Source organism: Kribbella qitaiheensis, assembly GCF_014217565.1.
Classification (GTDB): domain Bacteria; phylum Actinomycetota; class Actinomycetes; order Propionibacteriales; family Kribbellaceae; genus Kribbella; species Kribbella qitaiheensis_A.
Window position 1 is genome coordinate 3,677,893 of record NZ_CP043661.1, and the last position, 25,645, is coordinate 3,703,537.

Consider the following 25,645-nt stretch of genomic DNA (forward strand, 5'->3'; position numbering starts at 1 on the left):
AGTTTCACCGGAGCGTGATGGAAATGTTGTCAATGAGACGGGTGGCGCCGACCCGGGCGGCGATCAGCATCCGGGCCTCGCCTGGACCGATCACCGGGCCGAGATCCGGTGCTCGCAGGGCGAGATAGTCGATCTGCACGGACGGGACCGCCTCGAGCTCGGCGTGGGCGGCTGACATCACCGCGTCAGGGCCGTTCATCCCCGCCTTCGCGCCCGCGGTCAGTGCCCGATGGAGCACCAGCGCCTCGTCACGCTCGGTCTCTGTGAGGTAGCGATTCCGTGAGGACATCGCGAGGCCGTCGGGTTCGCGCACGGTCTGCACCGGGACGATGTCGACGTCCATGTCCAGGTCGCACACCATCTCCCGGATCAGCGTCAGTTGCTGATAGTCCTTCTCACCGAACAGCGCCAGGTCCGGCCCGGTCAGGTGCAGCATCTTCGACACCACGGTCAGTACGCCGGCGAAGTGGCCGGGGCGGACCGTCCCCTCCAACTCGTCGGCCAGCGGCCCGGGATGCACCGTGATCGACGGCTCGTTCGGGTAAAGCTCGTCACGGGACGGGTTGAAGACCAGGTCGACGCCCTCGTTCTTGGCGATCGCCAGATCGCTGGCCAGCGTCCGCGGGTACCGGTCGAAGTCCTCGGTCGGCCCGAACTGCAAGGGGTTCACGAAGATCGTCAGGACCACGCTGCCATCCGGCCCGACCCGTTCCCGGGCCTCGGCGAGCAACGCGGCATGCCCTTCGTGCAGGGCACCCATCGTCATCACCACCGCCCGCGGCCGGATCGCCGCGGCCGCCCGCAACTCCGCCTTCGTCTGGGTGAGTCTCATCGCGGTGCCTCCCCTGTCCGATCCCGCTCCAGCACCTCACCGAACCTGGCCGCCGTCTCCCGATCCAGCCGGCCGTCGCCTGCCGCCAACTCCACCGTCGCCCGCGCCAGTTCGGCGTACGTGCTCGCCGGGCGACCTCGCAGTACGGCCAGATGTGCCTGCACGGTGTCGACATCGCCCCGCAGGATCGGCCCGGTGAGCGCATCATGACCGGACCGCAGCGTGTTGTCGAGAGTTGCGGTCAGCAGTGGCCGAAGTGTGGCCGAAGGGTCCGCGATCCCGGCGGCACGCAGTACGTCGACAGCTTGGCTGACCAGCGTGACCAGGTGGTTCGCGCCGTGCACGAGACCCGCATGGTAGAGCGCGCGCCGCTCCTCGGCGATCCACTGCACCTCGGCGCCGAGGTCCTTCACCAGCCGCTCGACCAGCGCCCGATCCGGTGCGGTCGCGGTGAACACGACGCCGGCCAGACTCGCGGGAGCGTCGGTGAAGGTCATCGGGGGGTGCAACGCGACCGGGGTCGCGGCGATCCCCCGCAGTACGGCGATGCCGTGGGCGCCGGACAGATGCACGGCGTACTGGTCCTCGGTGAAGGGCAGACTGCCGGCGACCTCAGCGATCGCGTCGTCCGGTACGGCGAGGATCACCACGTCGGCGCGGCCGACCACCTCGGCGGGCTCGACGACCGGGACGTCCGGAAGAAGCCGCGCGGCGCGTTCCCGTGACGCGCGCGAGCGGGCGCTGACGCCGGTGACGGGATATCCGGCGGACACCAAGGCTGCTCCCAAGGCGCCACCGGCCCGGGCCGGAGCCGATGATGCCGATGCGTTCCATGTCCACCTTTACGTTCCAGTCCCTGCTCGGGTACCAGACGATTCGTGCGGTCTGCACCACCCTAAGGCCCGGCCACGGTCGCGGGTACTACGTGGTTCGTCACAACTGGTGGGAGCATGAGGGCGTGAGCGAACGAAACCCCTGGGCCGCGCGGACCGGATTGACGGCGATCCTGATCGCGGTCCCGGAACTCGCGGAATTCACGGATCGCTGGCGGTCCGTATCGTACTCCTCGGCCCGGCCGACGATGGCGCTGAGCGAGCTGATCCCGCCCCATGTCACCGTGCTGGTGCCGTGGCTGGCGGAACCCATGCCCGACAAGGTCCGGCGGCTGGAGGAGGCACTGGCCGCGGTCCAGCCGTTCGACCTCAGCTTCCCCACTGCCGGTCAGTTCCCGAACGGTACGACCTGGCTGCGGCCCGAGCCGTTCGACCAGGTCAGCGAGCTGATCAGGATCGTTCTCGACACCTTCCCCGAATGCCCGCCGTACGGCGGTGAGCATCCCGATCCGCACCCGCATCTGACCATCTCGTCGTCCGGGCAGGGCGGCTCGGAGGGCGGCGCGCGGGTGCTGGCCGAAGCCGAGGCCGCGCTGGCCGCCGAGGAGGTGCCGACCATTCGCCTCGACGACCTGACCATCTGGCGCGAGGGCGACGACGGCATCTGGCAGCTCACCGGCTCGGTCCCGCTCGGCGGCATCGGGCTCGAATGACCTTTCGGCAAGCCTGGGAGGCCGCGCTCTACGGCCCCGACGGCTTCTACCGGCGCGAACGGCCGGCCCAGCACTTCCGTACTTCGGTGCACGCCTCGGCCTTGTTCGGCCAGGCGCTGGCCGGGTTGGCCCGAGCTGTCGGGGCCACTCGGGTCGTCGACATCGGTGCCGGCTCGGGCGAACTCGGCAAGGTCCTGCGCTCCGAGGGTCTCGACGTGCTCGAGGTGGAACTCGACGACGACCTGCCAGCTCGGTTGACCGGTCTGGTGGTCGCGAACGAGTGGCTCGACAACCTCCCCTGCGAGCTGGCCGAGCTGGACGACGAGGGCACGCCGCGCTATCTGCTGGCCGACCTGAGCCTCGGCGAGGTTGTCGAGGGCAACGATTTGGGCTGGCTCTCGGCTTGGTGGCCGCTGCGCGAGCCGGGCGATCGGGCCGAGATCGGTCTGGCCCGCGATCTCGCTTGGGCCGAGGTGGTCCGCCGCCTGGATGGCGGTGTCGCGCTCGCGATCGACTACGGGCACCTGCGAACCGGGCGCCCGCCGTACGGGACTCTGACCGGTTTCCGCAATGGGCGCGAGTGCGAGCCTGTCCTGGACGGCAGCTGCGACATCACTGCCCACGTCGCACTGGATTCGCTGGCGGCAGCAGTGCCCGGCGGCACCGTCGTCATGCAGCGCGAGGCGCTACTGGCCTTGGGCGTCACAGCCACTCGCCCGGACCACGAGCTGTCCCGGACGGACCCCCTGCGCTACCTGACCGAGCTGTCGTCAGCAGGCGAGGCGGCAGAGCTACTGGATCCCTCCGGACTCGGCGGGTTCGGCTGGGTGTGGACCGGCACCGGGGACTCCGTCGTACGGCGTGCTTCGCGGGCCCTGTCGGCCTGACCCTCTACTAGCTGCGCAGCCTCGGCCAGGTCGCGGTGGAGGGCTACTGCGTCAGTGGGGCCCTGCGGGGTGTCCACGTGGACGTTGGCGAGGCCCAGGCGCCGCTGGATGGGTCCCTGCTGCAGACGGACCGACTGCGTTTTGTGGTGCAGCACGATCGACGTACGGCGGCTCACCCAGCCACGCGTAGTCACCATCACCTGGCCGTCGACGCCGTACGTGAGGTAGCGCCAACCGATCGGGCGCAGCCACTTGGCGCGCTCAGGTGCTCGATGCATCCGGATCGCGGCCAGGTCAGTGCCCGGCAGCACCCTCGCCAGCACGGCAGCGACCTCATTGCGCTCACCGACCGGCAGTAGCTGAGCGCCTTCGTGCTCGTCCTCGCCGTCGGACTTGGAGCCCGCCACACCGGCGATGTCCAGGTCCACCCGCGACCACCCGATCAGCCGCCAGATCAGCGGCTCGGTGATCAGCAGGCCCTGCACGCGCCCTGGCGGGACCGTCTGCCGCTGTACGTCGAACAGACCGCGCTTGGTCCGCAGGCCGTCCTGCGTCTCAGACAAGGTGAAGCCGTGGTTGCCGACGACCTGCTTCCAGATCGGCTGCACGACACCGAGCAGCAGCGGCAGACCGGCGAACAACCCGACGTGGAACTCGAACACCATGGTCGTCACGATCAGCCAGATCAGTGCGGCCGCACTGGCGAGCACTGTCGACGACAGCAGCGTCGCGCCGAGCAAACGCCCGGTCGGAACCACCAGCAGCGGCGGCGCCTCCACCTCGTGGGCAAGCTGCTCGTGCTCGACTGCTTGTTCGCCCTTCGCCCGGAGCAGCAGCGTGCCACGGAGCTTGGAGGCCTCGGCCTCGGTGAAGTAGCTCAGCTTGCCGTCGCTCTTGCCGCCACCGGCCACGTCCATCCGCAACTCGGCCATCCCGAACAGCCTGGCCACGAACGGCTGCGCCACATCGATCGTCTGGATCCGGTCGAACCGGATGATCCTGGTCCGCCGGAACAGGAAGCCGCTGTCGACCCGGATCGCGTCGCCGGTCAGCTGCCACTTGGTGAACCACCACGACAACGCGCCGAGCAGGATGCCGCCGATCAGTACGGCCAGCAGACCCAACCCGGCGATCTTCAGGTTGCTGCGCAGGCTCTCGTTGTTCGCCATCGCGACCGCCGCGACGACGAAGTACCCCCAGCCCTTCACGAACGGGGTCAGCGGGTGCAGCCGGTCGCCCGTCTTCTCGATCACGGCCACGGTCTGCGGCGGCGCGGTCGGCTCGGTCACAGGCCCCACGCCTGCGCCTGACCGAGCGCGGACAGCCGGTCCCGGAGCCTCGCGGCCTCATCGGGATGCAGCCCCGGGATCTTCGCGTCCGTCGCCGGCGTCGCGGTGTGCAACTCCACCGTGGCCATCCCGTATGCGCGCTCCAGCGGACCCGCCGCGACGTCGACGAACTGCATCCGCCCGTACGGCACCACCACCAGCTCGCGGAACATCACCCCGTGGCTGACCAGCAACTCGTCCTCGCGCTCGGCGTACTTCCAGGAGCGCTGGTTGCGGCCGATCAGGATCCACGCCCAGACGTACCCGAGCGCCGCGACGACGACCGCCAGTACGCCGTACGTCCAGCCGATCGTCAGCCCGAGGATCACCAGCGCGGCGGTCGCGAGCAGGCCCAGGGCGATGCCGGCGTTGAGTCGGCGGAGCTTCGCGAGGTTCGGTGAGACCGGCGTCCAGCTGACATCGGAAGGTGCGAAGAGGTCGTTCACAAGGCAAGCCTGTCACGACAGTGGGCCGTGAGCGACGTAGCTTGAACGATGTCGGTGGTCAGGTGCGTGCATCGGGGCGTTTGAGATGCGTGCCTGGGCGCCGACATCGTCAAGCTACGTCGCTCACGGCACACTAAGGGTCATGAGCGTGGAACGAGTGGTGGGTATCGGCGCGGGCGCAGCCGGGTTGGACCCGGTCTACGAGCGGGGCGGCACCGGCACCGCGTCGGAGCTGCCGACCACCGACATGGTGCTCAACATCGGGCCGCAGCACCCCGCCACCCACGGCGTACTCCGGCTGCGGCTGACCCTCGACGGTGAGCGGATCCTGCACTGCGAGCCGATCGTCGGCTACATGCACCGCGGCGCCGAGAAGCTCTTCGAGGTCCGCGACTACCGGCAGATCCTCGTGCTGGCGAACCGGCACGACTGGCTGTCCGCGTTCTCCAACGAGCTCGGTGTCGTGCTCGCGGTCGAACGGATGATGGGTCTCGAGGTGCCGGTCCGAGCCGTCTGGCTGCGTACGCTGCTGGCCGAGTTGAACCGGATCCTGAACCACCTGATGTTCCTCGGCTCCTACCCGCTGGAGCTCGGCGCGATCACGCCGGTCTTCTACGCCTTCCGCGAGCGGGAGACGATCCAGGCGGTGATGGAGGAGCTGTCCGGCGGGCGGATGCACTACATGTTCAACCGGGTCGGCGGTCTGAAGGAGGACATCCCGCTCGGCTGGCTCCAGCGCGCCGGGGCCGCGTCGGCCGCAGTACGGCGTCGTCTTCCCGACATCGAGAACCTGATCCTCGGCAACGAGATCTTCCGCGCCCGGACCGTCGGCGTCGGTCGGCTCTCGCCCGAACTGATCGCGGCGTACGGCGTCTCGGGCCCGATCGCCCGAGCGTCCGGGGTCGACGCGGATCTGCGCCGCGACGAGCCGTACCTGGCGTACGAGGAGCTCGCCCAGGACGGCGTACTCCGGGTGGTGACCCGCACCGAAGGCGATTGCTACGCCCGCTTCTCGCTCCTCCTCGACCAGGTGAAGGTCTCCCTCGACCTGGTCGATGCGTGCCTGGACCGCCTGCTGGCGATGCCGGGCCGGCCCGGTCAGCACCCGCCTCCCCAAGATCCTCAAGGTCCCCGAAGGCCAGACCTACTGCTGGACCGAGAACCCCCTGGGCATCAACGGCTACTACCTCGTCTCCCGAGGCGACAAAACCCCCTGGCGCCTCAAACTCCGCTCCGCCAGCTTCAACAACATCTCGGTCCTCCCCGAAATGCTCCCCAACACCATCGTCGCCGACATGATCGCCATCCTCGGCAGCATGTTCTTCGTAGTAGGCGACATCGACAAGTAGCCGCTCACCCGCCTTGAGTGGAAACAAACTTGCACCTGGCGATTGAAAGTTTCCAGCTAGCGGGCTCGGAACGGTTGTCCACAGGGCTGCCTGCAGAGCCGGCCAATTTCGCTCATCCTTGGGTGGATGGACTGGTGGTGGCGTCGGCAACTCGACAGCATGGGCCTCGACGCGCTGATCGATGCACAGCACCGAATCGTCTCGCGGGTTCAGCTCTTGGCTGCCCGGCGTACTGAGAGCGAGATCCGGCGCCGACTTCGACGCAGGACCTGGCAGACCGTACATCCCGGCGTCTACGCCACGCACACCGGACCAATCGGGTACGAGGAGCACCTGCTGGCCGGCCTCCTGTACGCCGGCCCGGAGGCAGCCTGGAGCCACTACACAGCAGCCGAGCAACTCGGTCTGATCAAACCTGACAGCGACCGACCGGTCCACCTGACGATCCCGGTCCACCGTCGGGTTCGAAGGCGGCCGAATCTCAAGATCCACCGGGTCGAGCGGTGGAGCGACCGGCTCGCAGCGGCGATCCCGCCCCGAAGCGCGCCGGCTCACGCAGTCCTGGAGGCGGCCGGCCTGACCGGCACGCTCGACGACGCGGCGGCGGTCGTCGCCGAGGCCTGCCAAAGTGGCCGGGTCGATCCGGCCGAAATCCTCCGGACCCTCGGCGACCACCGCAGGCACAAGCATGGCCGCCAACTCAGGGCGATCCTGGCGGACGTGGCTGCCGGCTCACACTCGCTGCTCGAGTTGCGATACCTACGCGACGTCGAACGAGCGCACCGACTTCCGACGGGGATCCGCCAGCGGCAGGTGGCTGATGAGTTCACCGATGTCGCCTACTCGGGCTTCGGGCTGGTCGTCGAACTCGACGGACGGTTCCATCTCTCACCGAACCGACGATGGAAGGATCTCGATCGCGACAACCGCGCCACCCTGCGAGCGGAATCGACGCTGCGCTACGGCTGGCTCGACATAACTACCCGGCCGTGCGAGGCCGCAGTACAGGTCCTGCAGGTACTACGCCGCAAGGCGCCCGACCTCACCGCGAACGTCTGCGGGCCAGGTTGCCCGCTACCGGCCAACTGACTGGAAACTTTTTATGCGTATTTGCAACTTTGTTTCCAGCCAACGACCGAGCGGCCGGCGTCAGGAGGCGGCTAGGCCTCGGAGTCTTAGGTCTACGACTGTGGGGGCGTCGGCGTGGGAGTGTTTGTCGCCGGCGGCTACGACGGTGGCTACCTCTTCGTCGATCTTGTCGAGGCGTTGGTCGATGCGGTCGAGGCGGCGTTGCATCAGGTCGACGAACTCGGCGTTCTCCACGACGCGGGCGTTGGTGATGCGGGAGTACTCCTGGGCCACCTGGGCGCGGTCGTCGCTGTGGGCCATGCGTTCGACCAGGAGCTGGTGGCGGATCAGGACCGAGACGCCGATGGCGACCAGGACGGCGCCGACCGCGGCTGCTCGCAGGATCCATTCGTTCTGCGAGAACAGAGCGATCGCGACGCTCACGCAGATGACCACCAACAGAGCGTTGGCGACTGTGAGAACGGTGGTCCTGGTTCGACGGCGGCTACCCCTTGACCCCATGGACCGACATGTTAGGGGGTGTCTTCGGGGTCATCGGGAATCCGACACGCCCGTTCGAGCAGCAATCCCGCCGTGACGACCAGGACCGAGATCACTGCCGCGATACCGGCTGTGATCACCCGGGTCCGTGGACCCGACGAACTCACCGCATCCAGGAAGGACAATGCGAACCCTGCGTACACGCCGGTACACAACGCACCGACGAAAGCGCTGGCTTTCCCTATCAGCAGAAGGAAAACGGCCCGCGACGGCTCGACCCGTTCGTGCCGGACCTGGATCCGCTGATGAGTGTTGCGGGCGGCAACGAAAAGTAACGACGCCAGGAACGTCCAGGCCACCAGGGTGAGCCAGGACACAGTCGGTACGACGCCGCCGCGCGACTCGATCGCCTTCACCAGGGTGACCCCGATCGCCGCCCCGAGGACGGCGATCGCGATCAGCAGCCGGCGAGACGTCGGCCGGACCGAACCCTCCGGCGGCGGCTCGTTGCCGGTACCGGGTGGTCGATCCGGACCGGGCCCGCCAGACACCACTACTGGAGCTCGATGGTGAGGTCGTCGAGGCGCTTGACGCCGTCCGTCCCCACCTTGGCGAGCAGTTCGGCCACCGGGCCAACCCCGGGCAGGACCGCGTCGGACTCGATGTCCAGCCACGGTGCCAGCACGAACGCGCGCTCGTGCGCCCGCGGGTGCGGCACCGTCAGCTCTTCGGTCTCGATCTCCTTCTTGCCGTAGGTGATCAGGTCCACGTCCAGGGTCCGCGGCGCGCCCTTCACACTGCGCTCCCGGCCGAACGCCTGCTCGACGGCATGCGCGCGGTCCAGCAGCGTCTCGACGGCCAGCGTTGTGTCGGCGAGCAGCACGATGTTCAGGTACGGCCCGGACTCGTCCGGGCCGCCGATCGGCTCCGTCTCGTAGACCGGCGAGACGTCGACGACCACGACGTCCGGGGTGTCCCGGAGCGCGTCGACGGCGCCCTGCAGGTTCGCCTCACGGTCGCCGAGGTTGCTGCCGAGCGACAGGATCACCTGGCGGATCGGCTTCAGGCCACCGCTGAGGGTGTCCGCGTCGATGACGTACGGACTAGGGGTCTCAGTCACGAGGATTCTCCGGCTCTGCGCTGCACGGTCAGGACAACGTCGTCGAACGGCACCTTGATCGGCGCCGAGGGTTTGTGGATGGTCACCGCGGCTGCTGTCACCCGCTTGTCGGCGAGGCACAGATCCGCGATCCGTTGGGCCAGTGTCTCAATCAGGTCGACGGGGTCGGTCTCGATGGCGGCGTGCACCTTCTCGGCGACGACTCCGTAGTTGACCGTGTCGGCCAGGTCGTCCGACGCCGCCGCGGGCCGGGTGTCCAGCTCGAGCCGGACGTCGACGACGAACTCCTGCCCGTCGGCCCGTTCGTGGTCGAACACGCCGTGCCGGCCGAAGCCACGGATGCCGCGGATCTCGATCACGTCAGGAGGCAGCTCGGGACCGCTCATTCCGCCTCCTCCAGTGGACCCCCAGACGACAGTACCGGGGACGCGTGGTGGATCCACAACCGCCAGCCGGAAGAAGTTCTCCGGAAGACGTTCGTGGCCAGCGCCTTTCCCCCCGCGAAACCCTCCTCCGGCGCACCTTCACCGGACGAGAGGACATTTTCCGTACACGTGACGTAGGCCACGTCTTCATCGACTCTTACCTGTACGTCGGTGAGGAAGAACTGGATGTACGGCGTGTTGGCGAAGATCATCGCCCATGCCCGCATCATCTCGCTATAGCCGTAGATCGCCGCGTTGCCCGGATGGATGCAGACCGGATCCGGCTCCGGCAGCCAGACCGCCGCCATCAGATCCAGGTCGCCCGCCTCGAAGGCGTTGTAGAACGCGGTGTTGGCGTTCATCACCACGGTCTCCGCGGTGACACCGCGCCCACGACCGGCCGGCTTCTGCTCTTCCGTCATACCCCTCCCCACCTGCGGGCCACCCGGACCGCATCCGCACTCGGCGCCACCGCGTGCGCCCTGACACACCAGGCGCCCGCCACTGCGGCGAGAGTGGAGACAGCCGCACTGGCGTCGTCTCGCCGTACGGCCGGTCTCGGCTCGCCGGTCTCCTCGTCGGCGAGCAGCCTACCGAGGAACGCCTTGCGGGACGCACCGATCAGCAACGGCAGGCCCAGTACGCCGAATTCCCGCAGCCGGCGCAGCACCTCCCAGTTGTGGTCCGCGTTCTTCGCAAAACCCAGCCCCGGGTCCAGCGCCACCCGGCCGAGGTCGACCCCGGCCGCGCGGATCGCTTCTACCCGCTCCGCGAGCTCGGCAATCACCTCGGCCACCACGTCGTCGTACTCGGCGCGGTTCTGCATGTCGACCGAGTGCCCGCGCCAGTGCATACACACGTACGGCGTACCGCGCTGCGCCACCAGCCCGAGCATCTCGGCATCGGCCTGGCCACCGGAGACGTCGTTCACCATCACGGCGCCCGCGTCGAGCGCGAGGGCAGCCACATCGGCGCGCATCGTGTCGATCGAGATCAGCGCGCCTTCGGCCGCCAGTGTCTCGATCACCGGCAGCACCCGGCGGATCTCCTCGGCGGGGGCGGGACGAACCGCGCCCGGCCGGGTGGACTCACCGCCGACGTCGAGCAGATCGGCGCCTTCGGCGAGCAACTCCCGGCCGTGCTTGATCGCGGCGGCCGGTTCGAACCACTCGCCGCCGTCGGAGAACGAGTCGGGGGTCACGTTGACGACACCCATCACCAGACAGCGGTCAGGCGTGGGCAGTCCTTCGACATGGCCCGAGAAATGACTCGGTGGGGCAGTTCGCACCCGACCACCGTAGTGGCCACGTCCGGACTGCCCCACCTAGGTACCAGGCCCCCATCAACTCCCGGCTCCCGCCGCGGGTCGCTAACCCAGTACCAATGAGGCGCCGCTAGCGGACAGCGCCTCACCGATCGGTTGGCTGTACGACTCGTTCTGCTGACCGTATTTCGCCAGGCACTGGCCGCTGACCAGAGCGGCACCGCTGGTGATTCCCTGCGCGTAGTCGCCGGACATGTTGGCACCACCGGAATCGCCGGCCTCGACGCAGGCGGTGTGCTGGAACAGGCCCCTGACAACCCTGTTGTTCCCGTAGTTCACGGTGACGTTCCGGGCCACGATCCGGCCGCAGGTCCACTTGGTGCTCTTGCCGGACTTGCAGACGGCCGAGCCGACGGTCGGGCTCGCAGTACCCCGTACTACGACGTCTTCGCTGCCCCAGCGCTCGACCCGGCCCTGCTGCTCCCAGCCGTCGATCACGCTGACCGTGCCGAAGTCGTTGCCCGGGAAACTCGAGGTCATGGTGTCGCCGAGGATGTAGCCGTTGCGCGACCAGGACGGCTTACCGCTGGTGCAGTGCCCCGCGGTGAGGAAGATGTGCTGGCCCTTCTCGGTGGTGGCATTGAAGCCCAGCGAGCAGGTGTAACCGGTGTTCTTGTCCACCTGGAGGCCGCCCAGGAGCCCGAACTCGCCCTCGGCGAGGGTCACCTTGCCCTGGGACCGCCGGACGGTCACCATGGCGCCGTTCTGCTCGGCCGCGCGCAGGAACCGCTTGGTGATCAGGTCACGGGCTCCGGAGGGCACCGTGACGACGACCGTCCCGGTGAGCGGGTCGACGTACCAGGACCTGACCTGACCGGCGCTTGAGCCGGTTGCCAGGTGGTCCAGCTCGCCCTGCACCGAGAACAGCTGACTGGCGGTGTAGCGGACCAGTTTGGGGATCGCGCCGGCCCGCGCGAACCGCGGCGGCGGTCGCCTGGTCGGAGACCGCGACGACAAGGTCACCGGAGGCGTCGAAGTAGCTGCCGACCGCCCGTGACCCGAACTTGTTCTCCAGATCAGTCGCCTGAACCAGTTGCTGGTCCCTGACGAGCTCTTGATTCGGCACCGGCAACTTGACGTCTTGTGTTGAATTCTTTCCCCGCCCCGCCGCCCCGGTCTGAGCGGTCCGGGGATCCGCTTGCGCGCCGTTCGCCGCGATCAAACCGGCCGCCGTGAGAACCACGATCCCGGTGAGTGCGGCGCCGACCCGAAAACGCCCTGACATACATCCTCCTCACGCCGGCGCCCCGCACCCGAGTCACAGCGCCACTACGGACCGTAGGCGTTCGGACACGGATTGTCTATGGGCAACAGCTCTGAATGTTCAACGAGGAGGCCCGGCCCCGGGCTACGGCCGACCTGCTCAGCCGACGATCAGACTCATCGCCTCGGCCCGCGTGACCGGGTCGCGGAGCTGGCCGCGAACGGCCGAGGTGATCGTCTTCGCGCCGGCCTTGCGGACGCCGCGCATCGTCATACAGAGGTGTTCGCACTCGATCACCACGATCACCCCGCGCGGCTTCAGCAACTCCAGCAGGGACTCCGCGACCTGGGTGGTCAGCCGTTCCTGGACCTGCGGGCGTTTCGCGTAGACGTCGACAAGCCGGGCCAGCTTGGACAGGCCGGTGATCCGCCCGTCCAGGCCCGGGATGTAGCCGACGTGGGCCACCCCGGTGAAGGGCACCAGATGATGTTCACAGATCGACCAGACCTCGATGTCCTTGACCAGGATCAGCTCGTCGTGGCCGAGGTCGAAGGTGGTGGTCAGGACGTCCTCGGCCCGCTGGCCCAGACCGGCCGCGATCTCGGCGTACGAGCGGGCCACCCGGGCCGGGGTCTCGCGCAGCCCCTCGCGGTCGGGATCCTCACCGATCGCGATCAGCAATTCGCGGACGGCCCGTTCGGCCCGGGCATGGTCGAATTCCGGCGCGGTCACCCGATCAACATAAGCGATGGCCCGGAATCCGCCAGGGATCCCGGGCCATCATCAAGTCACTCGCCCTGCCTCAGGCGACCGGTGTCACTCGGCCGGAGGGGTGGGCCCGCCGCCGTAGTTCGGACCGTGCGCGGCCTCATCCGGACCGATCGATCCACCAGGGATCACGTCCTGCAGCGAACCGTTCTGCTCACCACGCGACGGCAGTGGCATCACCGGCGGCTGCTCGGACGGCACCCGGGTCGACGATCCGGTCCAGGGCCGGCCGGATCTCACGCTTCTGGATCGGCTTGAACACCCGGGCGATCTCCGCCTTGTCGAGCGTCTCCTTTTCCAGCAGCTCCTCGACCAGGGCATCGAGCACAGCGCGGTTCTCGACGAGGATGTCGAAGGCCTCCTGGTGCGCGTTCAGGATCAGCTTGCCGACCTCTTCGTCGACCGCCGCGGCGATCTCCTCGGAGTAGTTGCGCTGGCTGCCCAGGTCGCGGCCGAGGAACGGCTCACCGGTGTCCTGGCCGTACTGGATCGCGCCGAGCCGCTCGGTCATGCCGTACTGCGTGACCATCGCCCGGGCGAGCGCGGTCGCCTTCTCGATGTCGTTGCTCGCGCCCGTGGTCGGGTCGTGGAACACCATCTCCTCGGCGGCGCGGCCACCGAGCATGTAGGCGAGCTTGTCGAGCATCTCGGACCGGGTGGTCGAGTACTTGTCCTCGTCCGGCAGCACCATCGTGTAACCGAGGGCGCGGCCACGCGGCAGGATCGTCACCTTGTGCACAGGGTCGGAGTGCGGCAGCGACGCGGCCACCAGAGCGTGCCCGCCCTCGTGGTACGCCGTCAGCACCTTCTCCTTGTCCGACATCAGCCTGGTCCGGCGTTGCGGTCCGGCGATGACGCGGTCGATCGCCTCGTCCAGCGCGTTCTTGTCGATCTGCTGGCGGTTCAGCCGGGCCGTGAGCAACGCAGCCTCGTTCAGGACGTTGGCCAGGTCCGCACCGGTGAAGCCCGGCGTACGACGGGCCACCGCGCGCAGGTCGGCGTCGTCCGACATCGGCTTACCGCGCGAGTGCACCTTCAGGATCTGCTCGCGACCCGGCAGGTCCGGGGCGTCGACGGCGATCTGGCGATCGAAACGGCCCGGGCGCAGCAGCGCCGGGTCGAGCACGTCCGGCCGGTTGGTCGCCGCGATCAGGATCACGCCGCCGCGGACGTCGAAGCCGTCCATCTCGACCAGCAACTGGTTCAGCGTCTGCTCGCGCTCGTCGTGGCCACCACCCATGCCCGCGCCACGGTGCCGGCCGACGGCGTCGATCTCGTCGATGAAGACGATCGCCGGCGCGTTGGTCTTGGCGGTCTCGAACAGGTCGCGGACCCGGGAGGCACCGACACCGACGAACATCTCGACGAAGTCCGAACCCGAGATCGAGTAGAACGGCACACCCGCCTCACCGGCGACGGCCCGGGCGAGCAGCGTCTTACCGGTACCGGGCTGGCCATAGAGCAGGACACCCTTGGGGATCTTGGCGCCGACGGCCTGGAACTTCCCCGGTTCCTGCAGGAACTCCTTGATCTCGCCGAGTTCCTCGATCGCCTCGTCACACCCGGCCACATCCGCGAAGGTCGTCTTAGGGGTGTCCTTGGTGATCAGTTTGGCCTTCGACTTGGCGAAGCTCATCACCCGCGAGCCGCCGCCCTGCATCGAGTTCATCAAGAAGATGAAGACGACGGCGATCAGCAGGAACGGGATCAGCGTCGAGAACACCTGGCCGATGAAGCTCGGCTTCGGGTTCTCCACGTCGTACTTGTCGATCTTGTTGTTCTGGAACAGGTTCTGCAGGTCGCTGCCCAGGGTGGTGGCCTGACCGTCGACCCAGTGCGCCCGCACCTTGGTGCCGTCGGTCTTCTCGATCCGGATCTCCTGATCGGGATCGATCAGCGTCGCCGACTTGATCGACTTCTCGCCGGCCGGGGCGTCCGTGGCCTGCTTGATCAGCTGCACCACCTGGCCGGTGGGTTCGGTCTTGTACCCGGTCGAGCCGGTCAGGAGCTGCCCGATCACCAGCACGCCCAAGAAGGCGACGACGATCCAGAACAGGGGTCCGCGGAAGATGCGCTTGACGTCCATGATCAGGGCAGGTGCCCCGTCCCTCCTAGCTCAGCAGGCCCGGGAAAACGGGCTTGTGACGGTAATACCAGTCCAAGTGTCTCGTGTCGGGCAAGCGTGCCCACCACGAGGGTCACCCAACGACGGTACGACCCTGTCTACAGGCTGTCACCAACTCCCGCCCCCAGCTTTGACTGAGGGAAGAAATGCGAGGTGAGGCAATGGCGCTGTCACCAACTCCCGCCCCCAGCCTTGGGCTGGGGGAAGAAATGCGAGGCGAGGCAATGGCGCTGTCACCAACTCCCGCCCCCAGCCTTGGGCTGGGGGAACAAATGCGAGGCGAGGCAATGGCGCTGTCACCAACTCCCGCCCCCAGCCTTGGGCTGGGGGAACAAATGCGAGGCGAGGGCGCTGTCACCAACTCCTGCTCCTGGGGGTGGGGAGAAGAAGTGGGGGTTCAGGAGTAGACGTGTGGGGCGAGGGTGGCAACGCAGCGCAGGTTGCGGTACTTCTCCGCGTAGTCCAGGCCGTAGCCGACCACGAACTCGTCCGGCAACTCGAGGCCGACGTACTTCACCGGCACCGACATCTTCGCGGCGTCCGGCTTGCGGAACGCCGTACAGATCTCCAGCGAGGCGGGCTTGCGGGACTGCAGGTTGCTGACCAGCCAGGTCAGCGTCAGGCCGGTGTCGATGATGTCCTCGACGATCAGCACGTGCCGGTTGGTGATGTCGGTGTCCAGGTCCTTCTGGATCCGGACCACCCCGGAAGACTTCGTTCCGGAGCCGTAAGAGGAGATCGCCATCCAGTCCATCTCCACGTGCCGGCTGAACGAGCGGGCCAGATCGGCCATCACCATCACCGCGCCGCGCAGGACGCCGATGATCAGCAGGTCCTTGCCCTCGTAGTCCTGCTCGATCCGGGCGGCCAGTTCCTTCAGCTTCGCCTGGATCTGCTCCTCGGTGAAATGAATCTGGGCCAGGTCTTTCTCGATGTCCGCCGCATCCACGCGATCAGGGTGTCACACCAGGCGCCAAGACGATGAACCCGGCCCGCCGGACCGCCCGGACCCCTTGCGGCAGGTCGATCCAGCGTTGTCCGCGCCAGTCGGTGACCAGCGCGTCGACGGCCGCGATGTGGCCCGCGGTGAGGTCGTTGGCCCGGCAACCAGCTTCCAGCGCCGCCTGCCGGAGCGCCCTGGTCCGGATCGCTGCCGGCTCCCCCTCGAGGAGTCCGACATCACACAACACTTCGCCGTCAGTACGCCGTACTGCGGTCTCGGCGAGGTCAGCCGCGAGTGCGTCCAGGGCGTCCGCATCGGCCCGCAGCAACCCCGCAGTACGGGCCAGTGCCTCGATCACACCCGGCCCTAGCGACTCCTCGAGCACAGGGAGCACCTCGTGCCGCACTCGCACTCTCTTGTACTTCGGGTCGTCGTTGTGCGGGTCGTGCCACGCTTGGAGCCCTGATGCCAGGCAAGCAGCCGTAGTGGTCGCCCGGGACAGTTCCAGGAAGGGTCTGCGCAGGATCCCGACCACGGGCGCCATCCCCGCCAGCGAGCGGGCCCCGGATCCCCGGGCGAGGCCGAGCAGGACAGTCTCTGCCTGGTCGTTGCGAGTATGCGCGAGCAGTACGACGTCGGCGCCGACCTCATTGGCTACGTCGCGTAGCGCGTCGTATCGCGCGGTCCTGGCGGCACCCTCAGGCCCACCCTCGTCGCCGACCTCTACAGCGCGAACGTGCACGGGTTCGAGCCCTAAAGACCTGCACTGCTCGGCCGCGGTCGCTGCCACGTCGCCGGACTTGGCCTGGAGTCCGTGGTCCACGATGACCGCGCCTGCTCGCAGTCCGAGCTTCGGCGCCTCGAAGGCGGTCGCTGCCGCGAGTGCGAGCGAGTCGGCGCCACCAGAGCAGGCCACCAGCACTGTGGTCGCCTGCGGCAGCCCCGCCAGCGCAGTACGGACAGCCTCCCGGACCCGGGCGACGGATGGGTGCAGCTTGCCCCGGTACTCAGCCGTGGAGTCTGCTGACCCAGGCATCCGGGTTGGCGATCTCGTTCTTGGTCGGCAGCGTGTTCGGCCCGGTCCAGACGCGGTTGAAGCCCTCCATGCCGACCTGCTCGACCACCCGGCGTACGAAGGCGGCACCGTCCTGGTACTGCCGCATCTTGGCATCCAGGCCGAGCAGCCGCTTCAGCAACTGGTCCACCGGGTTGCCGCCCGACCGGCGGGAGGTGAACTTGGACCGGATGGTGTCGACGGTCGGGATCACCGACGGCCCGACGCCGTCCATCACGAAGTCGGCGTGGCCTTCCAGCAGCGACATGACCGCGGTCAGGCGGTCCAGCACGGCCCGCTGCTCCGGCGACTGCATCAGGTCGACCAGGCTCAGCTCGGCCTCGCCCTTCACCGAGCGGCCGAGCCGCTGCACGGCTTCCCGGAACATCGCCGCGTACGCCGAAGCGTCCAACTCGGCCTGGTCGAGGAAGAGCGCGATCTCGGAGCGCAGGTGATCCCGGAGCCACGGCACGGCGGTGAACTGCACCCGGTGGGTCTCCTCGTGCAGGCACACCCAGAGCCGGAAGTCCCGCGGTACTACGCCGAGCTCGGACTCCACATGCATCACGTTCGGCGCGACCAGCAGCAGCCGGCCTGTCAGGTGCGGTCGGGAGGGATCCGGTTCGGACGGGTAGAAGGGGTCGAACTGGCCGAGCACGCGAGAGGACAGGAACGCCAGCAGCGCGCCTGCCTCGATCGCGGTCACCCGGGGACCTACAGCTGACGACAGACCACCAGTGCGCTCCTGCTTCTCGCGCAGCTTGTCGGCGAGCGGTCGCAGTACGGTCTTGAAGCCGTCGGCGTTGGCCTGCACCCAGCCGTACCGATCGACGATCACCACGGGCGCTGTGGCCGAGGTGGCCTGCAGCCCGGTGAAGTCCCGCACATGCTGCTCGGAGTCCACGGCGAACTGCCGCAGCTCGGCCACCACCTGATCCGCCTCAGCCCGGCTGACCGCCGGACCGGGCCGGAGCAGCTTTCGGGCGACCCCGGTCGCCAACTGCCAGTCGACCATGTCAGCCGAGGTATCGCCTTCCGCCGTACTCATGTTTCGACCCTAGTGGCAGGTTCCAACATGCGCCTGCCGAGAGCGGCAAGCTTGTCCGTCTCGGAACGCTGTCAGTTCGGTTTCAGCCCGCTTGGTCGCAGCCGCTTGGCTTCAGCCCGCGCAGCCGCAGCTGGCAAGGATGGCCGTGATGCGGTCGAGTGCGGCGCGGGCAGCCAGCGCCTTGTCGGGCGGTGCGCTGTCGGTGGCGACCGCGAAGACCAGGATGGTCCCGGTGCGATCCCGGGCCAGCCCGGCCAGCGAGTGCACTCCGGTGAGCGTCCCTGTCTTCGCCCGCACGATTCCGGTCCCCGGCTCCGAGCCTGGACCAGCGAACCTGTCTTCGAGGCTGCCGGTGAAACCTGCGATCGGCAGCCCGCTCAGCAGATGGCGTAGCTCGGGCTTGGTCACCGCGACCCGTACTGCGCCCGCCAGCGCCTCCAGCGGCACCTGGTTCGCGCGCGACAGCCCACTGCCGTCGTAGATCTGCGCCTTGGTCACGTCGATGCCGAGCTTGGCCAGCGTCGCCCGCAGGCCCTTCACACCGCCCGTGTACGAACCACCGTTGTCGGTTGCGATGCCTACCTGCCGCAGCAGCACCTCGGCGCCGTCGTTGTCGCTGTGCAGGTTGATGTACTCGACGATGTCGCCGAGCGAAGCCGACCGGACCTGCGCCAGCCCGTCAGCGGTCGCCGGTGCATCCACCGGCTTGAAGCTGCCCGTCACCTTGATCCCGGCAGTCCGCAGCAACCCCGCGAATGCTGTGGCGGCCGCTAGTGCCGGCGAGGGAGCCCGCTTCGCCATCCCGGGCGACACGCGCCCCTCGTTGACCCACAGTGCCGACGTACGGGCCGCGATCCCTTCGGTGACGTAGTTCGGCTCCCACTTGGCGTTCGCGGCCGGCCCGGTGAACAGGTTGGCGTCGTACCCGAGTGTCACGCTGGCAACACCCTGCGACCGCAGCGACTGCGCGGTACTGGTTGCCAGCTCCTGCAGCGTGGCGCGCGCCGGGAACTCCGTGGTCGGTCGTAGGGCCAGCAGCGGATCGCCGCCGCCGACCAGGATCACCGAGCCCCGTGACGGGCTGACTGTTTCCGTGGTGAACCAGTGGTCCGCCCCGATCGTGGCCAGCGCAGAGATGGTGGTCAGCAGCTTCATCGTGGATGCGGGCACGAACGGCTTGGCCGTACCGATCGACGCGAGTGCCTTGCCGCGCGAGGCGTCGTACACGTACACGCCGTGATGCTTACCGAGCGACGAATCGGCCATTACGGCCGCCAGGGCCTTCTGTACTCCGGTGGAGGTGGGTGCGACGCCCTCTGTCTTCGCCGGTGGCAGCACCAATGGGGCGGGCGTAGTACCGGTTCCGCTCTGCGACCGACCGGGCACAGCCTGCGCTCCTGCCGCTCCGACGAGCGCGGTCGGCAGTGTCAGCATCACGGCAAGCGTGACGAAGACCGCACGGGGAGGACGGGCCACCGGGCTGCTCCTGTCATTTGGTCGGTCCGAACCGTGACAGTATCTGCCGTATGGAGTTCGACGTCTTCATCGAGATCCCCAAGGGCACCCGCAACAAGTACGAGCTGGACCACAAGACGAACCGGCTACGGCTTGACCGCACCTTGTTCACGGCTACTCAGTACCCGTCCGACTACGGGTTCATCGAGGAGACCCTGGGCCAGGACGGCGACCCGCTGGACGCGCTCGTCCTGCTGAGCGAGCCGACCTTCCCCGGCTGCCTGATCAAGGCCCGGGCGATCGGCATGTTCCGGATGACCGACGAGAAGGGCCCGGACGACAAGGTCCTCTGTGTCCCCGCCGGTGACCCGCGCCAGGAGCACCTGCGCGACATCCACCACGTGCCGGAGTTCGACCGGCTCGAGATCCAGCACTTCTTCGAGGTCTACAAGGACCTGGAGCCGGGCAAGTCGGTCGAAGGCGCCTCCTGGGTCGGCCGCGCCGACGCCGAGGCCGAGGTCCGCGCCTCCTTCGAACGCCTGAAGACCGAAGGCCACTAGCCGGTACGACGGAGGACCCGCATCGCCTGTGGTCACGAAGTGCTGATCGCGCGGGTTCAGCTAGGCCGTCAGGTCGGCGAAGACCACGAGGTTGGCCTCGTACTTTCCGGAGACGTAGTCGAGTCCGCCGCAGGTGATCAGTCGCAGGCCCGCGTGGTCGAGATCGCCGTACACCGCTGCGCTCGGGAAGGTGGACTTGGGATACTGCTTGACCCTTACCACCTGGAACACCGCCGCCGAGTGGTTCTGCCGGGTAACCGTGATCTTGTCCCCCGGCTGAAGGCCACCGAGCCGGGCGAAGACGCCCGCGCGGCCGGACCAGCGGACATGCCCGGCGATGACGGCCGGGCCTTTCTCCCCCGGCGTCGGCCCGCCGGTGAACCAGCCGGCCGGGAAGCCGTTCGGCGGCACCTGTAGACCACCGTTGGATTTCAGGCCGAGGCGGATGAGGGCCGAGTCCACCCCGATCGCGGGGATGACAACCCGCACTGGGGTGGACTTCCGCATCGGCGCCGGCCTACTACGCCCCTGGCCGGGGCGTAGTGGCAAAGACAGTTCGGCGGAAGGCTTCGAGCGGAGTGCTGGGGTGGGTGTGCGTTCAGTTGTTGTGGTCGCCGGTCTGCTGACGAGGGCGGTCGGCGTGGGCGTGATGATGGTGGTGGGCGCAGCGATCCCGCTCGGTACGTGGTCAACCGACATCGGGGCTGCGTGAGTCGGCCCCGTGCCCGACTCACTGCTACAACCTGCCGCGCCGAGAGCCGCCAATACGAGCACGACCGCTGCGCCGGTCCTCATGACGCGGCCGGCGTCGTCCAGCCGAACCATGGGACGACCGGAGGCTCGACCAGCCAGACCGACCAGCCGGACCCATCACCTGTACCGACGGGACCTTGTGGTGTCTTGGTGACCTGCGGAGGCGTGGGCGAGGTCGTAGGTCGTGATGTCGGCGGGCTCGTTGGCGGCGACGTCGGCGGTGAGGTCGGCGGGCTCGTCGGAGGAGTGGTCGGCGGCGACGTCGGCGGGCTCGTTGGCGGAGTGGTCGGCGGCGACGTCGGCGGGCTCGTCGGAGGAGTGGTCGGAGGCGACGTCGGCGGGGACGTCGGCGGGCTCGTCGGCGGGCTCGTCGGAGGTGACGTCGGCGGCGACGTCGGAGGTGACGTCGGCGGGCTCGTTGGCGGAGTGGGGCGGCAGCGGGGTCTGGTGATCGTGTTCGTGTCCAGGGTGACGGCGCCGTTGCGGGCCAGCATCCGGCCGATCGACGTGGCTCCGGTCTGCATGGTGATGGAGGTCAACGCCAGGATGGTGCCGCGGAAGCTGGTCGCGGTGCCGATTGTCGCGGAGCTGCCGATCTGCCAGAACACGTTGCAGGACCGGGCTCCGTTGGTCAGCAGGACGCGGCTGCTGGAGGCCGTGGTGAGCGTGGAACCCGCCTGGAAGACGAAGACCGCGCCCGCGTCGCCTTCGGCATCCAGGGTGAGTGTGCCGGTCAGCCCGATCGAGGTGGCGGAGTTGTAGACGCCTTGGGTCAGGGTCTTGCCACCCAGGTCGTCCGTGATCGGTGCGGGCGGCGACTCTCCCGCGGCGACGTTGTACGCCGTGACCAGGTCGTCTTTCGCCCCTTGGGTGACGCTGTCGCCGGCGTGGTTCGTGCCGGTGATCGTCATCGTCCCGGTACCGCTGATCGCCGGATTGGGAAAGCTGCCGATGTCGCCGTTCAGCGTGGTCGGCCCGGTGTTGGTGATCCCCGCCCCTGCGAGGACCACGAAGCTCCCGGCGGTACCCAACGGCACCACCACGGCGGCCGCCTGAGCGTCCCTTCCGGTGGCCAGCAATCCACCCCCGGAGACTGCGACCGCTGCCGCGACCGCCAGCACGCTCAGTCGCCATCGGCCTCGGGCCGGCCCGTACCTGGAGAATTTCATGATCGATTCCTCAAATCCGTCGATGAGTCACCTGATCCAGCAGCCGGCGCAGCGAGTTGCTGCCGGCAGTTTCGCGGAGGAGGGCCCGTTGCTACACGGACGACATCCCGGCGGCCAGGCAAGGGCCGGCAACAGGACATCGGGAGACCGCCATCGGCAGGAACCCCCACTCCTGCCGCGAGTTGATGACGCGTTCGCACCCCGTTCGACCGGCGGCAGTCCAGCGAGGCTGTGATACGCCGATCACAATTTGTTACTGAAACTTGACGTTAGGTCACCGAATCCGGCCTGTCAATGCCCTGATGGATGTACTGGGCAACCAGTCGAAGTAGTTGCTATGTTCAACTAGCACCCCGAGCCCCGGGCAGGACAGCCGGACCACCCGAACCCTCCTCACACCCACCGGGCAGCGCCTAGGACGTGAAGGCTTGACCACCTAGCATGGCCGGTGTGGAGCTTCGGCAGATGCGGTACTACGTAGCCGTCGCCGAGGAACTCCATTTCGGGCGGGCGGCGACGCGGCTGCACATTTCCACCCCGACTCTCAGCCAGCAGATCAAGCAGGTCGAGCGCGAGATCGGCACCCCGCTGCTGATCAGACACAGTCGCGGGGTCGAGATCACCGCAGCGGGTGAGGTGTTCCTCGACCACGCCACCAAGACGATCGCCGCGGCGGAGCTCGCGCTCACCGAGACCCGCCGGGCGGCTGGACTCGACGAGCCAGAACTCCGCCTCGGACTTCTGAACGGAGTCCCGGGATCGTTGCCCAAAGCCCTCGAAAGCCTCGCATCAGAACGGTTTCCGGGATGCAAAGTCACCCCGATCGCCGGCACCACCACCGAGCAGCTGCGCCGGCTGAGCACCGGCGACGTCGACCTCGCACTGATCAGAATTCCCGTAACCTTGCCCCCGGCAACCGATTCGGCGAAGCTCGCGGAAGAGGAGCTCGGCGTGTTACTGACGGCAACCCACCCACTGGCCGACAGCACCGAGATCACCCTCGACCAACTCCGCGACCACGAGCTGATCTGGATCCAGCGTGAAGCCGCACCCGAGTTCTACGACGACGCCATCGAGCGCTTAGGCGGACCAGGACTGCGGATCAGCTCGACCGCAATGAGCCACTCCCAGCTCCGATCCGCGTTGCTCGTCCGCCCCGACGCGATCACCCTCGGATCCCGCCGCGCCGCGGACAGCGAGATCGTCTGGCGACCGATCCAAGGCCACCCTCTGATCGCCACCTACACAGCGATCTGGCGCACCGACAGCCGAAACCCGGTACTGCGGGCAATGACCGTTAGCCCCGGCCTCACGACCATGAGAAAACACGTCGTGGATCTCTGACCCCGCCGCTGGTTGGCTCGGAACCATGAAAACAGAACGCGTCGTCATCATCGGCGGCAGCTCCGGCATGGGCCTGGCACTGGCCACCGAACTAGTTGCGCAGGGCACTGAAGTCACCATCGCCGGCCGCTCAAAAGATCGACTCGAAGCCGTAGAACTCGAAGTACGGAAGGTCGTCACCGACATCGGTGACGAGCAGGACGTCGAACGTCTCTTCAAGACCACCGGCGAGATCGACCACATCGTGACGACCGCCGCCGATATCTCCGGCGCCTACCAGCCGATCAGGGAGTACGACGTCGCTGCCGCGCGGTCGTCGATCGAGTCCAAGCTGATCGGTCCGCTGCTACTCGCCAAGCACGGCGCACCGATGCTCGCGCAGGGCGGCTCCATCGTGTTCACATCCGGCATCGCGGCGTACCGGCCCGGGCCGCGCGGCTCGATGGTTGCCGCTCTCAACGGGGCGCTCGGCTCGATGGCCGCGGCGCTCGCGGTCGAGCTGGCCCCGATCCGGGTCAACGCCGTGTCGCCCGGCTGGGTCGACACTCCTATCTGGCAGGGCGTCGCCGGCGACGCCAAGGACCAGACCCTGGCCGCGATGGCCGATCGCCTGCCGGTGGGGCGGATCGGGCGGACCAAGGACATCGCCGATGCGATCATCGCCCTGCTGCGCAATGGATTCATCACTGGCACCGTTCTGCACGCCGACGGCGGACACCGGCTCGTCTAGTCATGGTCAGGACAGTCAACGCCTGAGGAGATCGGCCTGGGACTCACGCAAGTAGGCCAGGCCGATCAGGGACGACCGAAGAAGTCGGGAGTCTCCCAGTAGTAGACGTTCTCGAGCTTGACCGGCTTGCCGGTCCGCGGTGCGTGCACCATCCGGCCACCGCCGAGGTACATCGCGACATGGAAGATCGTGCCCGGGTCGTTGTGGTCCTCGGCCCAGAAGATCAGGTCGCCGGGCCGGAGCTCGTCCGCGGAGATGTGCTTGACCTGCTCGTACTGCGCGACGCTGTAGTGCGGCAGCTGAACGCCGGCCTTCTTCCAGGCGCCCATCGTCAGACCCGAGCAGTCCCACGAGCTCGGACCGGTCGCGCCCCATACGTAGGGGTCGCCGAGCTGGGACAGCGCGAACGCGATCGCCGCCGCGGCACCCCGCCGCGTCGAGCTGCCACCGCCGCCGTTGCCGTCGCCACCACGGTCGGGCTTGTGCCGCGGCTTGTCCTTCTTGTGCGGCTTGTCCTTCTTGTGCGTCTTGCCCTTCTCCCGCGCCTTCTCCTCGGCCTTCTCCCGCGCCTTCTCCTCGGCCTTCTCCCGCGCCTTCTCCTCGGCCGCTTCCCGGGCCCGCTCGACCGCCTCCCGGGCAGCGATCCGCTTGCGCAGCTCCTCGGCCTTCTTGGCCGCCAGCGCGGCGGCCCGCTGCCGGGCCAGCTCCTCCAGCCCGCGCTGCCGCTGGTCAGCCACCTGGTACGACGTGTTGCGCAGCGTCGCCAGCTGGCTGATCTGGGTCTTGCGCTCAGCGCCGATTGCGGCGACGGCGGCAGCCTGGTTGGCTTCGGCAGCCTCTGCTTCAGCCTTCGCCTTGGCGGCCCGCGTCGGTCGCGGCCTTCACCTTGGTGACCGCCTGGTCCGCCTGCAGCTTGAACGCGTTGGTGACCACCTGGGTCGCGGTGAAGCGAAGGAAGGAGCCCTGCATGGCCGTGGAGATCGAGTGCGCCGCACCGGCCGAGTCGAGCAACTGCTGCGGACCGTCGGCCGTGAAAAGCGGGCCGAGCTTCGCTATGTCGCCACCACCTTGGTACAACGCGGCCGCATACCGGCCGATCTGCTGGCGCTGGACTGCGAGCGTCTGCTCCGCCTTCGCCGCCCGTGCGGCAGCCGCGGCTGCGTCGGTCTTTGCCTGCTGCAACCGGTACATGGCGCCGTTGTAGTTCTCGTCGGCCTTGCCGGAGGCGATGCCGAGCCGCTCGAGCCGATCGTTGGCGGCGGCAAGCTGCTGCTCGATGGCGGCGACCTGGGCGGCCTTGGCGGCGGCGGCCTTCTTGGCCGCGTCGACCGTCGACTGGGAAGGAATCACCGGCGGCTTGGGATCAGCCTGCGCCGGAACCGAACTCAGGGCCATCGTGGCTGCCAGCGAGACCGCGAGCACCCCGGACAGCAGAACTCTGCCGGTCTTCAGTGTGCTCGAGCCCCGACCACCAGACTCAACCCCCGTTGGAGTCCGCATCGGGTACTTCCTTCCGCCGGTCACGATCCCCTTCCCCGGGGTTCGTGAACATTTGGTCCTTCTGGACCACATACGTGACACTAGTTGCCTGCAGCCCCATTGGGAACACCTTTCACACCAATAACTTTATTTCACCTGCGTGTCGGCTTGACAAACTACAAGCTTG

At 68.0% G+C, this 25,645-nt stretch carries 28 protein-coding genes and 2 pseudogenes; 8 read left to right on the forward strand and 22 right to left on the reverse strand.

Annotation, left to right across the window (positions count from 1 at the left end; translation table 11 throughout):
• Positions 1-4: 4 nt before the first annotated feature.
• Together panC and F1D05_RS17090 are read right to left on the reverse strand one after the other, a co-directional pair.
• A complete protein-coding gene (panC, locus tag F1D05_RS17085) occupies positions 5-832 on the reverse strand; it encodes a pantoate--beta-alanine ligase (RefSeq protein WP_185448583.1) in 828 nt (275 codons plus the stop codon).
• Positions 829-1,605 (reverse strand): Rossmann-like and DUF2520 domain-containing protein, encoded by a 777-nt coding sequence (locus F1D05_RS17090; protein WP_246486767.1) that lies wholly within the window; start codon positions 1,603-1,605, stop codon positions 829-831. Before F1D05_RS17090 ends, panC begins: the two co-directional genes overlap by 4 nt.
• A gap of 59 nt (positions 1,606-1,664) precedes the next feature.
• Here F1D05_RS17090 and F1D05_RS17095 point away from each other — a divergent pair, with 59 nt between their 5' ends.
• Both F1D05_RS17095 and F1D05_RS17100 read left to right on the forward strand, forming a co-directional pair.
• A complete protein-coding gene (locus tag F1D05_RS17095; RefSeq protein ID WP_185448585.1) occupies positions 1,665-2,378 on the forward strand; it encodes a 2'-5' RNA ligase family protein in 714 nt (237 codons plus the stop codon).
• A pseudogene (locus F1D05_RS17100) lies at positions 2,375-3,019 on the forward strand (SAM-dependent methyltransferase); the annotation flags it as partial. The gene F1D05_RS17095 and the pseudogene F1D05_RS17100, both read left to right, overlap by 4 nt.
• Positions 3,020-3,129: 110 nt before the next feature.
• Here the strand turns inward: F1D05_RS17100 and F1D05_RS38905 are convergent.
• Together F1D05_RS38905 and F1D05_RS17105 are read right to left on the reverse strand one after the other, a co-directional pair.
• Complete coding sequence (locus F1D05_RS38905) at positions 3,130-4,554, reverse strand: PH domain-containing protein (protein WP_206686241.1); 1,425 nt, start codon at positions 4,552-4,554, stop codon at positions 3,130-3,132.
• A complete protein-coding gene (locus tag F1D05_RS17105; protein ID WP_185448587.1) occupies positions 4,551-5,039 on the reverse strand; it encodes a PH domain-containing protein in 489 nt (162 codons plus the stop codon). Before F1D05_RS17105 ends, F1D05_RS38905 begins: the two co-directional genes overlap by 4 nt.
• Before the next feature lie 142 nt (positions 5,040-5,181).
• Here F1D05_RS17105 and F1D05_RS43020 point away from each other — a divergent pair, with 142 nt between their 5' ends.
• Entirely contained in the window at positions 5,182-6,405 is a 1,224-nt protein-coding gene (locus F1D05_RS43020) for an NADH-quinone oxidoreductase subunit D (RefSeq protein WP_428995019.1), read from the forward strand.
• 109 nt (positions 6,406-6,514) lie between these two features.
• The gene (locus F1D05_RS17115; protein WP_185448588.1) at positions 6,515-7,477 is read left to right on the forward strand and encodes a hypothetical protein; all 963 of its coding nucleotides are present in this window, start codon (positions 6,515-6,517) and stop codon (positions 7,475-7,477) included.
• Positions 7,478-7,537: 60 nt separating this feature from the next.
• On the opposite strand, the gene F1D05_RS17120 is transcribed toward F1D05_RS17115, so the two are convergent.
• The 14 genes and pseudogenes from F1D05_RS17120 to dacB all read right to left on the reverse strand — a co-directional run bounded on the left by F1D05_RS17120 (position 7,538) and on the right by dacB (position 19,444).
• Positions 7,538-7,912, reverse strand: a complete 375-nt coding sequence (locus F1D05_RS17120) for a hypothetical protein (protein WP_246486768.1) — start codon at positions 7,910-7,912, stop codon at positions 7,538-7,540.
• Between the two features lie 77 nt (positions 7,913-7,989).
• Positions 7,990-8,508: a DUF3180 domain-containing protein gene (locus F1D05_RS17125; protein ID WP_246486769.1), complete on the reverse strand. Its 519-nt coding sequence runs from the start codon at positions 8,506-8,508 to the stop codon at positions 7,990-7,992.
• A 2-nt stretch (positions 8,509-8,510) separates the two neighbouring features.
• On the reverse strand, positions 8,511-9,077 hold the full coding sequence (folK, locus tag F1D05_RS17130; RefSeq protein WP_185448591.1) for a 2-amino-4-hydroxy-6-hydroxymethyldihydropteridine diphosphokinase: 567 nt from the start codon (positions 9,075-9,077) through the stop codon (positions 8,511-8,513).
• Positions 9,074-9,463, reverse strand: a complete 390-nt coding sequence (gene folB, locus F1D05_RS17135; protein WP_185448592.1) for a dihydroneopterin aldolase — start codon at positions 9,461-9,463, stop codon at positions 9,074-9,076. The genes folK and folB overlap by 4 nt, the downstream gene beginning before the upstream one ends.
• Positions 9,460-9,924 (reverse strand): nuclear transport factor 2 family protein, encoded by a 465-nt coding sequence (locus F1D05_RS17140; RefSeq protein ID WP_219733005.1) that lies wholly within the window; start codon positions 9,922-9,924, stop codon positions 9,460-9,462. Before F1D05_RS17140 ends, folB begins: the two co-directional genes overlap by 4 nt.
• Positions 9,921-10,718: a dihydropteroate synthase gene (gene folP, locus F1D05_RS17145; protein WP_185449208.1), complete on the reverse strand. Its 798-nt coding sequence runs from the start codon at positions 10,716-10,718 to the stop codon at positions 9,921-9,923. Before folP ends, F1D05_RS17140 begins: the two co-directional genes overlap by 4 nt.
• A 153-nt stretch (positions 10,719-10,871) precedes the next feature.
• Positions 10,872-11,789, reverse strand: coding sequence for a S1 family peptidase (locus F1D05_RS17150; RefSeq protein WP_246486770.1), 918 nt, complete (start codon positions 11,787-11,789; stop codon positions 10,872-10,874).
• A 400-nt stretch (positions 11,790-12,189) separates the two neighbouring features.
• Positions 12,190-12,762, reverse strand: a complete 573-nt coding sequence (folE, locus tag F1D05_RS17155; protein WP_185448593.1) for a GTP cyclohydrolase I FolE — start codon at positions 12,760-12,762, stop codon at positions 12,190-12,192.
• 84 nt (positions 12,763-12,846) lie between these two features.
• The gene (locus tag F1D05_RS42030; RefSeq protein ID WP_281389007.1) at positions 12,847-12,975 is read right to left on the reverse strand and encodes a hypothetical protein; all 129 of its coding nucleotides are present in this window, start codon (positions 12,973-12,975) and stop codon (positions 12,847-12,849) included.
• Positions 12,976-14,884: pseudogene (gene ftsH, locus F1D05_RS17160) on the reverse strand (ATP-dependent zinc metalloprotease FtsH); the annotation flags it as partial.
• A 436-nt stretch (positions 14,885-15,320) separates the two neighbouring features.
• Positions 15,321-15,872 (reverse strand): hypoxanthine phosphoribosyltransferase, encoded by a 552-nt coding sequence (gene hpt, locus F1D05_RS17165; protein ID WP_185448594.1) that lies wholly within the window; start codon positions 15,870-15,872, stop codon positions 15,321-15,323.
• A gap of 4 nt (positions 15,873-15,876) precedes the next feature.
• Positions 15,877-16,902, reverse strand: coding sequence for a tRNA lysidine(34) synthetase TilS (gene tilS, locus F1D05_RS17170; RefSeq protein WP_185448595.1), 1,026 nt, complete (start codon positions 16,900-16,902; stop codon positions 15,877-15,879).
• Positions 16,874-17,968, reverse strand: a complete 1,095-nt coding sequence (locus F1D05_RS17175) for a zinc-dependent metalloprotease (protein ID WP_185448596.1) — start codon at positions 17,966-17,968, stop codon at positions 16,874-16,876. Before F1D05_RS17175 ends, tilS begins: the two co-directional genes overlap by 29 nt.
• Positions 17,969-18,079: 111 nt before the next feature.
• The gene (gene dacB / locus F1D05_RS17180) at positions 18,080-19,444 is read right to left on the reverse strand and encodes a D-alanyl-D-alanine carboxypeptidase/D-alanyl-D-alanine endopeptidase (protein ID WP_185448597.1); all 1,365 of its coding nucleotides are present in this window, start codon (positions 19,442-19,444) and stop codon (positions 18,080-18,082) included.
• A gap of 50 nt (positions 19,445-19,494) precedes the next feature.
• Here dacB and F1D05_RS17185 point away from each other — a divergent pair, with 50 nt between their 5' ends.
• A complete protein-coding gene (locus tag F1D05_RS17185; RefSeq protein ID WP_185448598.1) occupies positions 19,495-19,983 on the forward strand; it encodes an inorganic diphosphatase in 489 nt (162 codons plus the stop codon).
• A 60-nt stretch (positions 19,984-20,043) separates the two neighbouring features.
• Here the strand turns inward: F1D05_RS17185 and F1D05_RS17190 are convergent, their stop codons facing one another.
• Positions 20,044-20,472: a class F sortase gene (locus F1D05_RS17190; protein ID WP_185448599.1), complete on the reverse strand. Its 429-nt coding sequence runs from the start codon at positions 20,470-20,472 to the stop codon at positions 20,044-20,046.
• Between F1D05_RS17190 and F1D05_RS17195 the strand changes: the two genes are divergently transcribed.
• Complete coding sequence (locus F1D05_RS17195) at positions 20,459-20,695, forward strand: hypothetical protein (protein ID WP_185448600.1); 237 nt, start codon at positions 20,459-20,461, stop codon at positions 20,693-20,695. The two genes, F1D05_RS17190 and F1D05_RS17195, sit on opposite strands and share 14 nt — an antisense overlap.
• A 79-nt stretch (positions 20,696-20,774) precedes the next feature.
• Here the strand turns inward: F1D05_RS17195 and F1D05_RS17200 are convergent, their stop codons facing one another.
• Positions 20,775-21,905, reverse strand: a complete 1,131-nt coding sequence (locus F1D05_RS17200) for an ice-binding family protein (RefSeq protein ID WP_185448601.1) — start codon at positions 21,903-21,905, stop codon at positions 20,775-20,777.
• 450 nt (positions 21,906-22,355) lie between these two features.
• Between F1D05_RS17200 and F1D05_RS17205 the strand changes: the two genes are divergently transcribed.
• Both F1D05_RS17205 and F1D05_RS17210 read left to right on the forward strand, forming a co-directional pair.
• The gene (locus F1D05_RS17205; protein WP_185448602.1) at positions 22,356-23,249 is read left to right on the forward strand and encodes a LysR family transcriptional regulator; all 894 of its coding nucleotides are present in this window, start codon (positions 22,356-22,358) and stop codon (positions 23,247-23,249) included.
• Positions 23,250-23,274: 25 nt separating this feature from the next.
• The gene (locus tag F1D05_RS17210) at positions 23,275-23,979 is read left to right on the forward strand and encodes an SDR family oxidoreductase (protein WP_185448603.1); all 705 of its coding nucleotides are present in this window, start codon (positions 23,275-23,277) and stop codon (positions 23,977-23,979) included.
• A gap of 65 nt (positions 23,980-24,044) precedes the next feature.
• Here the strand turns inward: F1D05_RS17210 and F1D05_RS40370 are convergent, their stop codons facing one another.
• Positions 24,045-24,716: a C40 family peptidase gene (locus tag F1D05_RS40370; RefSeq protein WP_246486771.1), complete on the reverse strand. Its 672-nt coding sequence runs from the start codon at positions 24,714-24,716 to the stop codon at positions 24,045-24,047.
• Between the two features lie 106 nt (positions 24,717-24,822).
• Positions 24,823-25,479 (reverse strand): hypothetical protein, encoded by a 657-nt coding sequence (locus F1D05_RS40375; protein WP_246486772.1) that lies wholly within the window; start codon positions 25,477-25,479, stop codon positions 24,823-24,825.
• Positions 25,480-25,645: the final 166 nt, after the last annotated feature.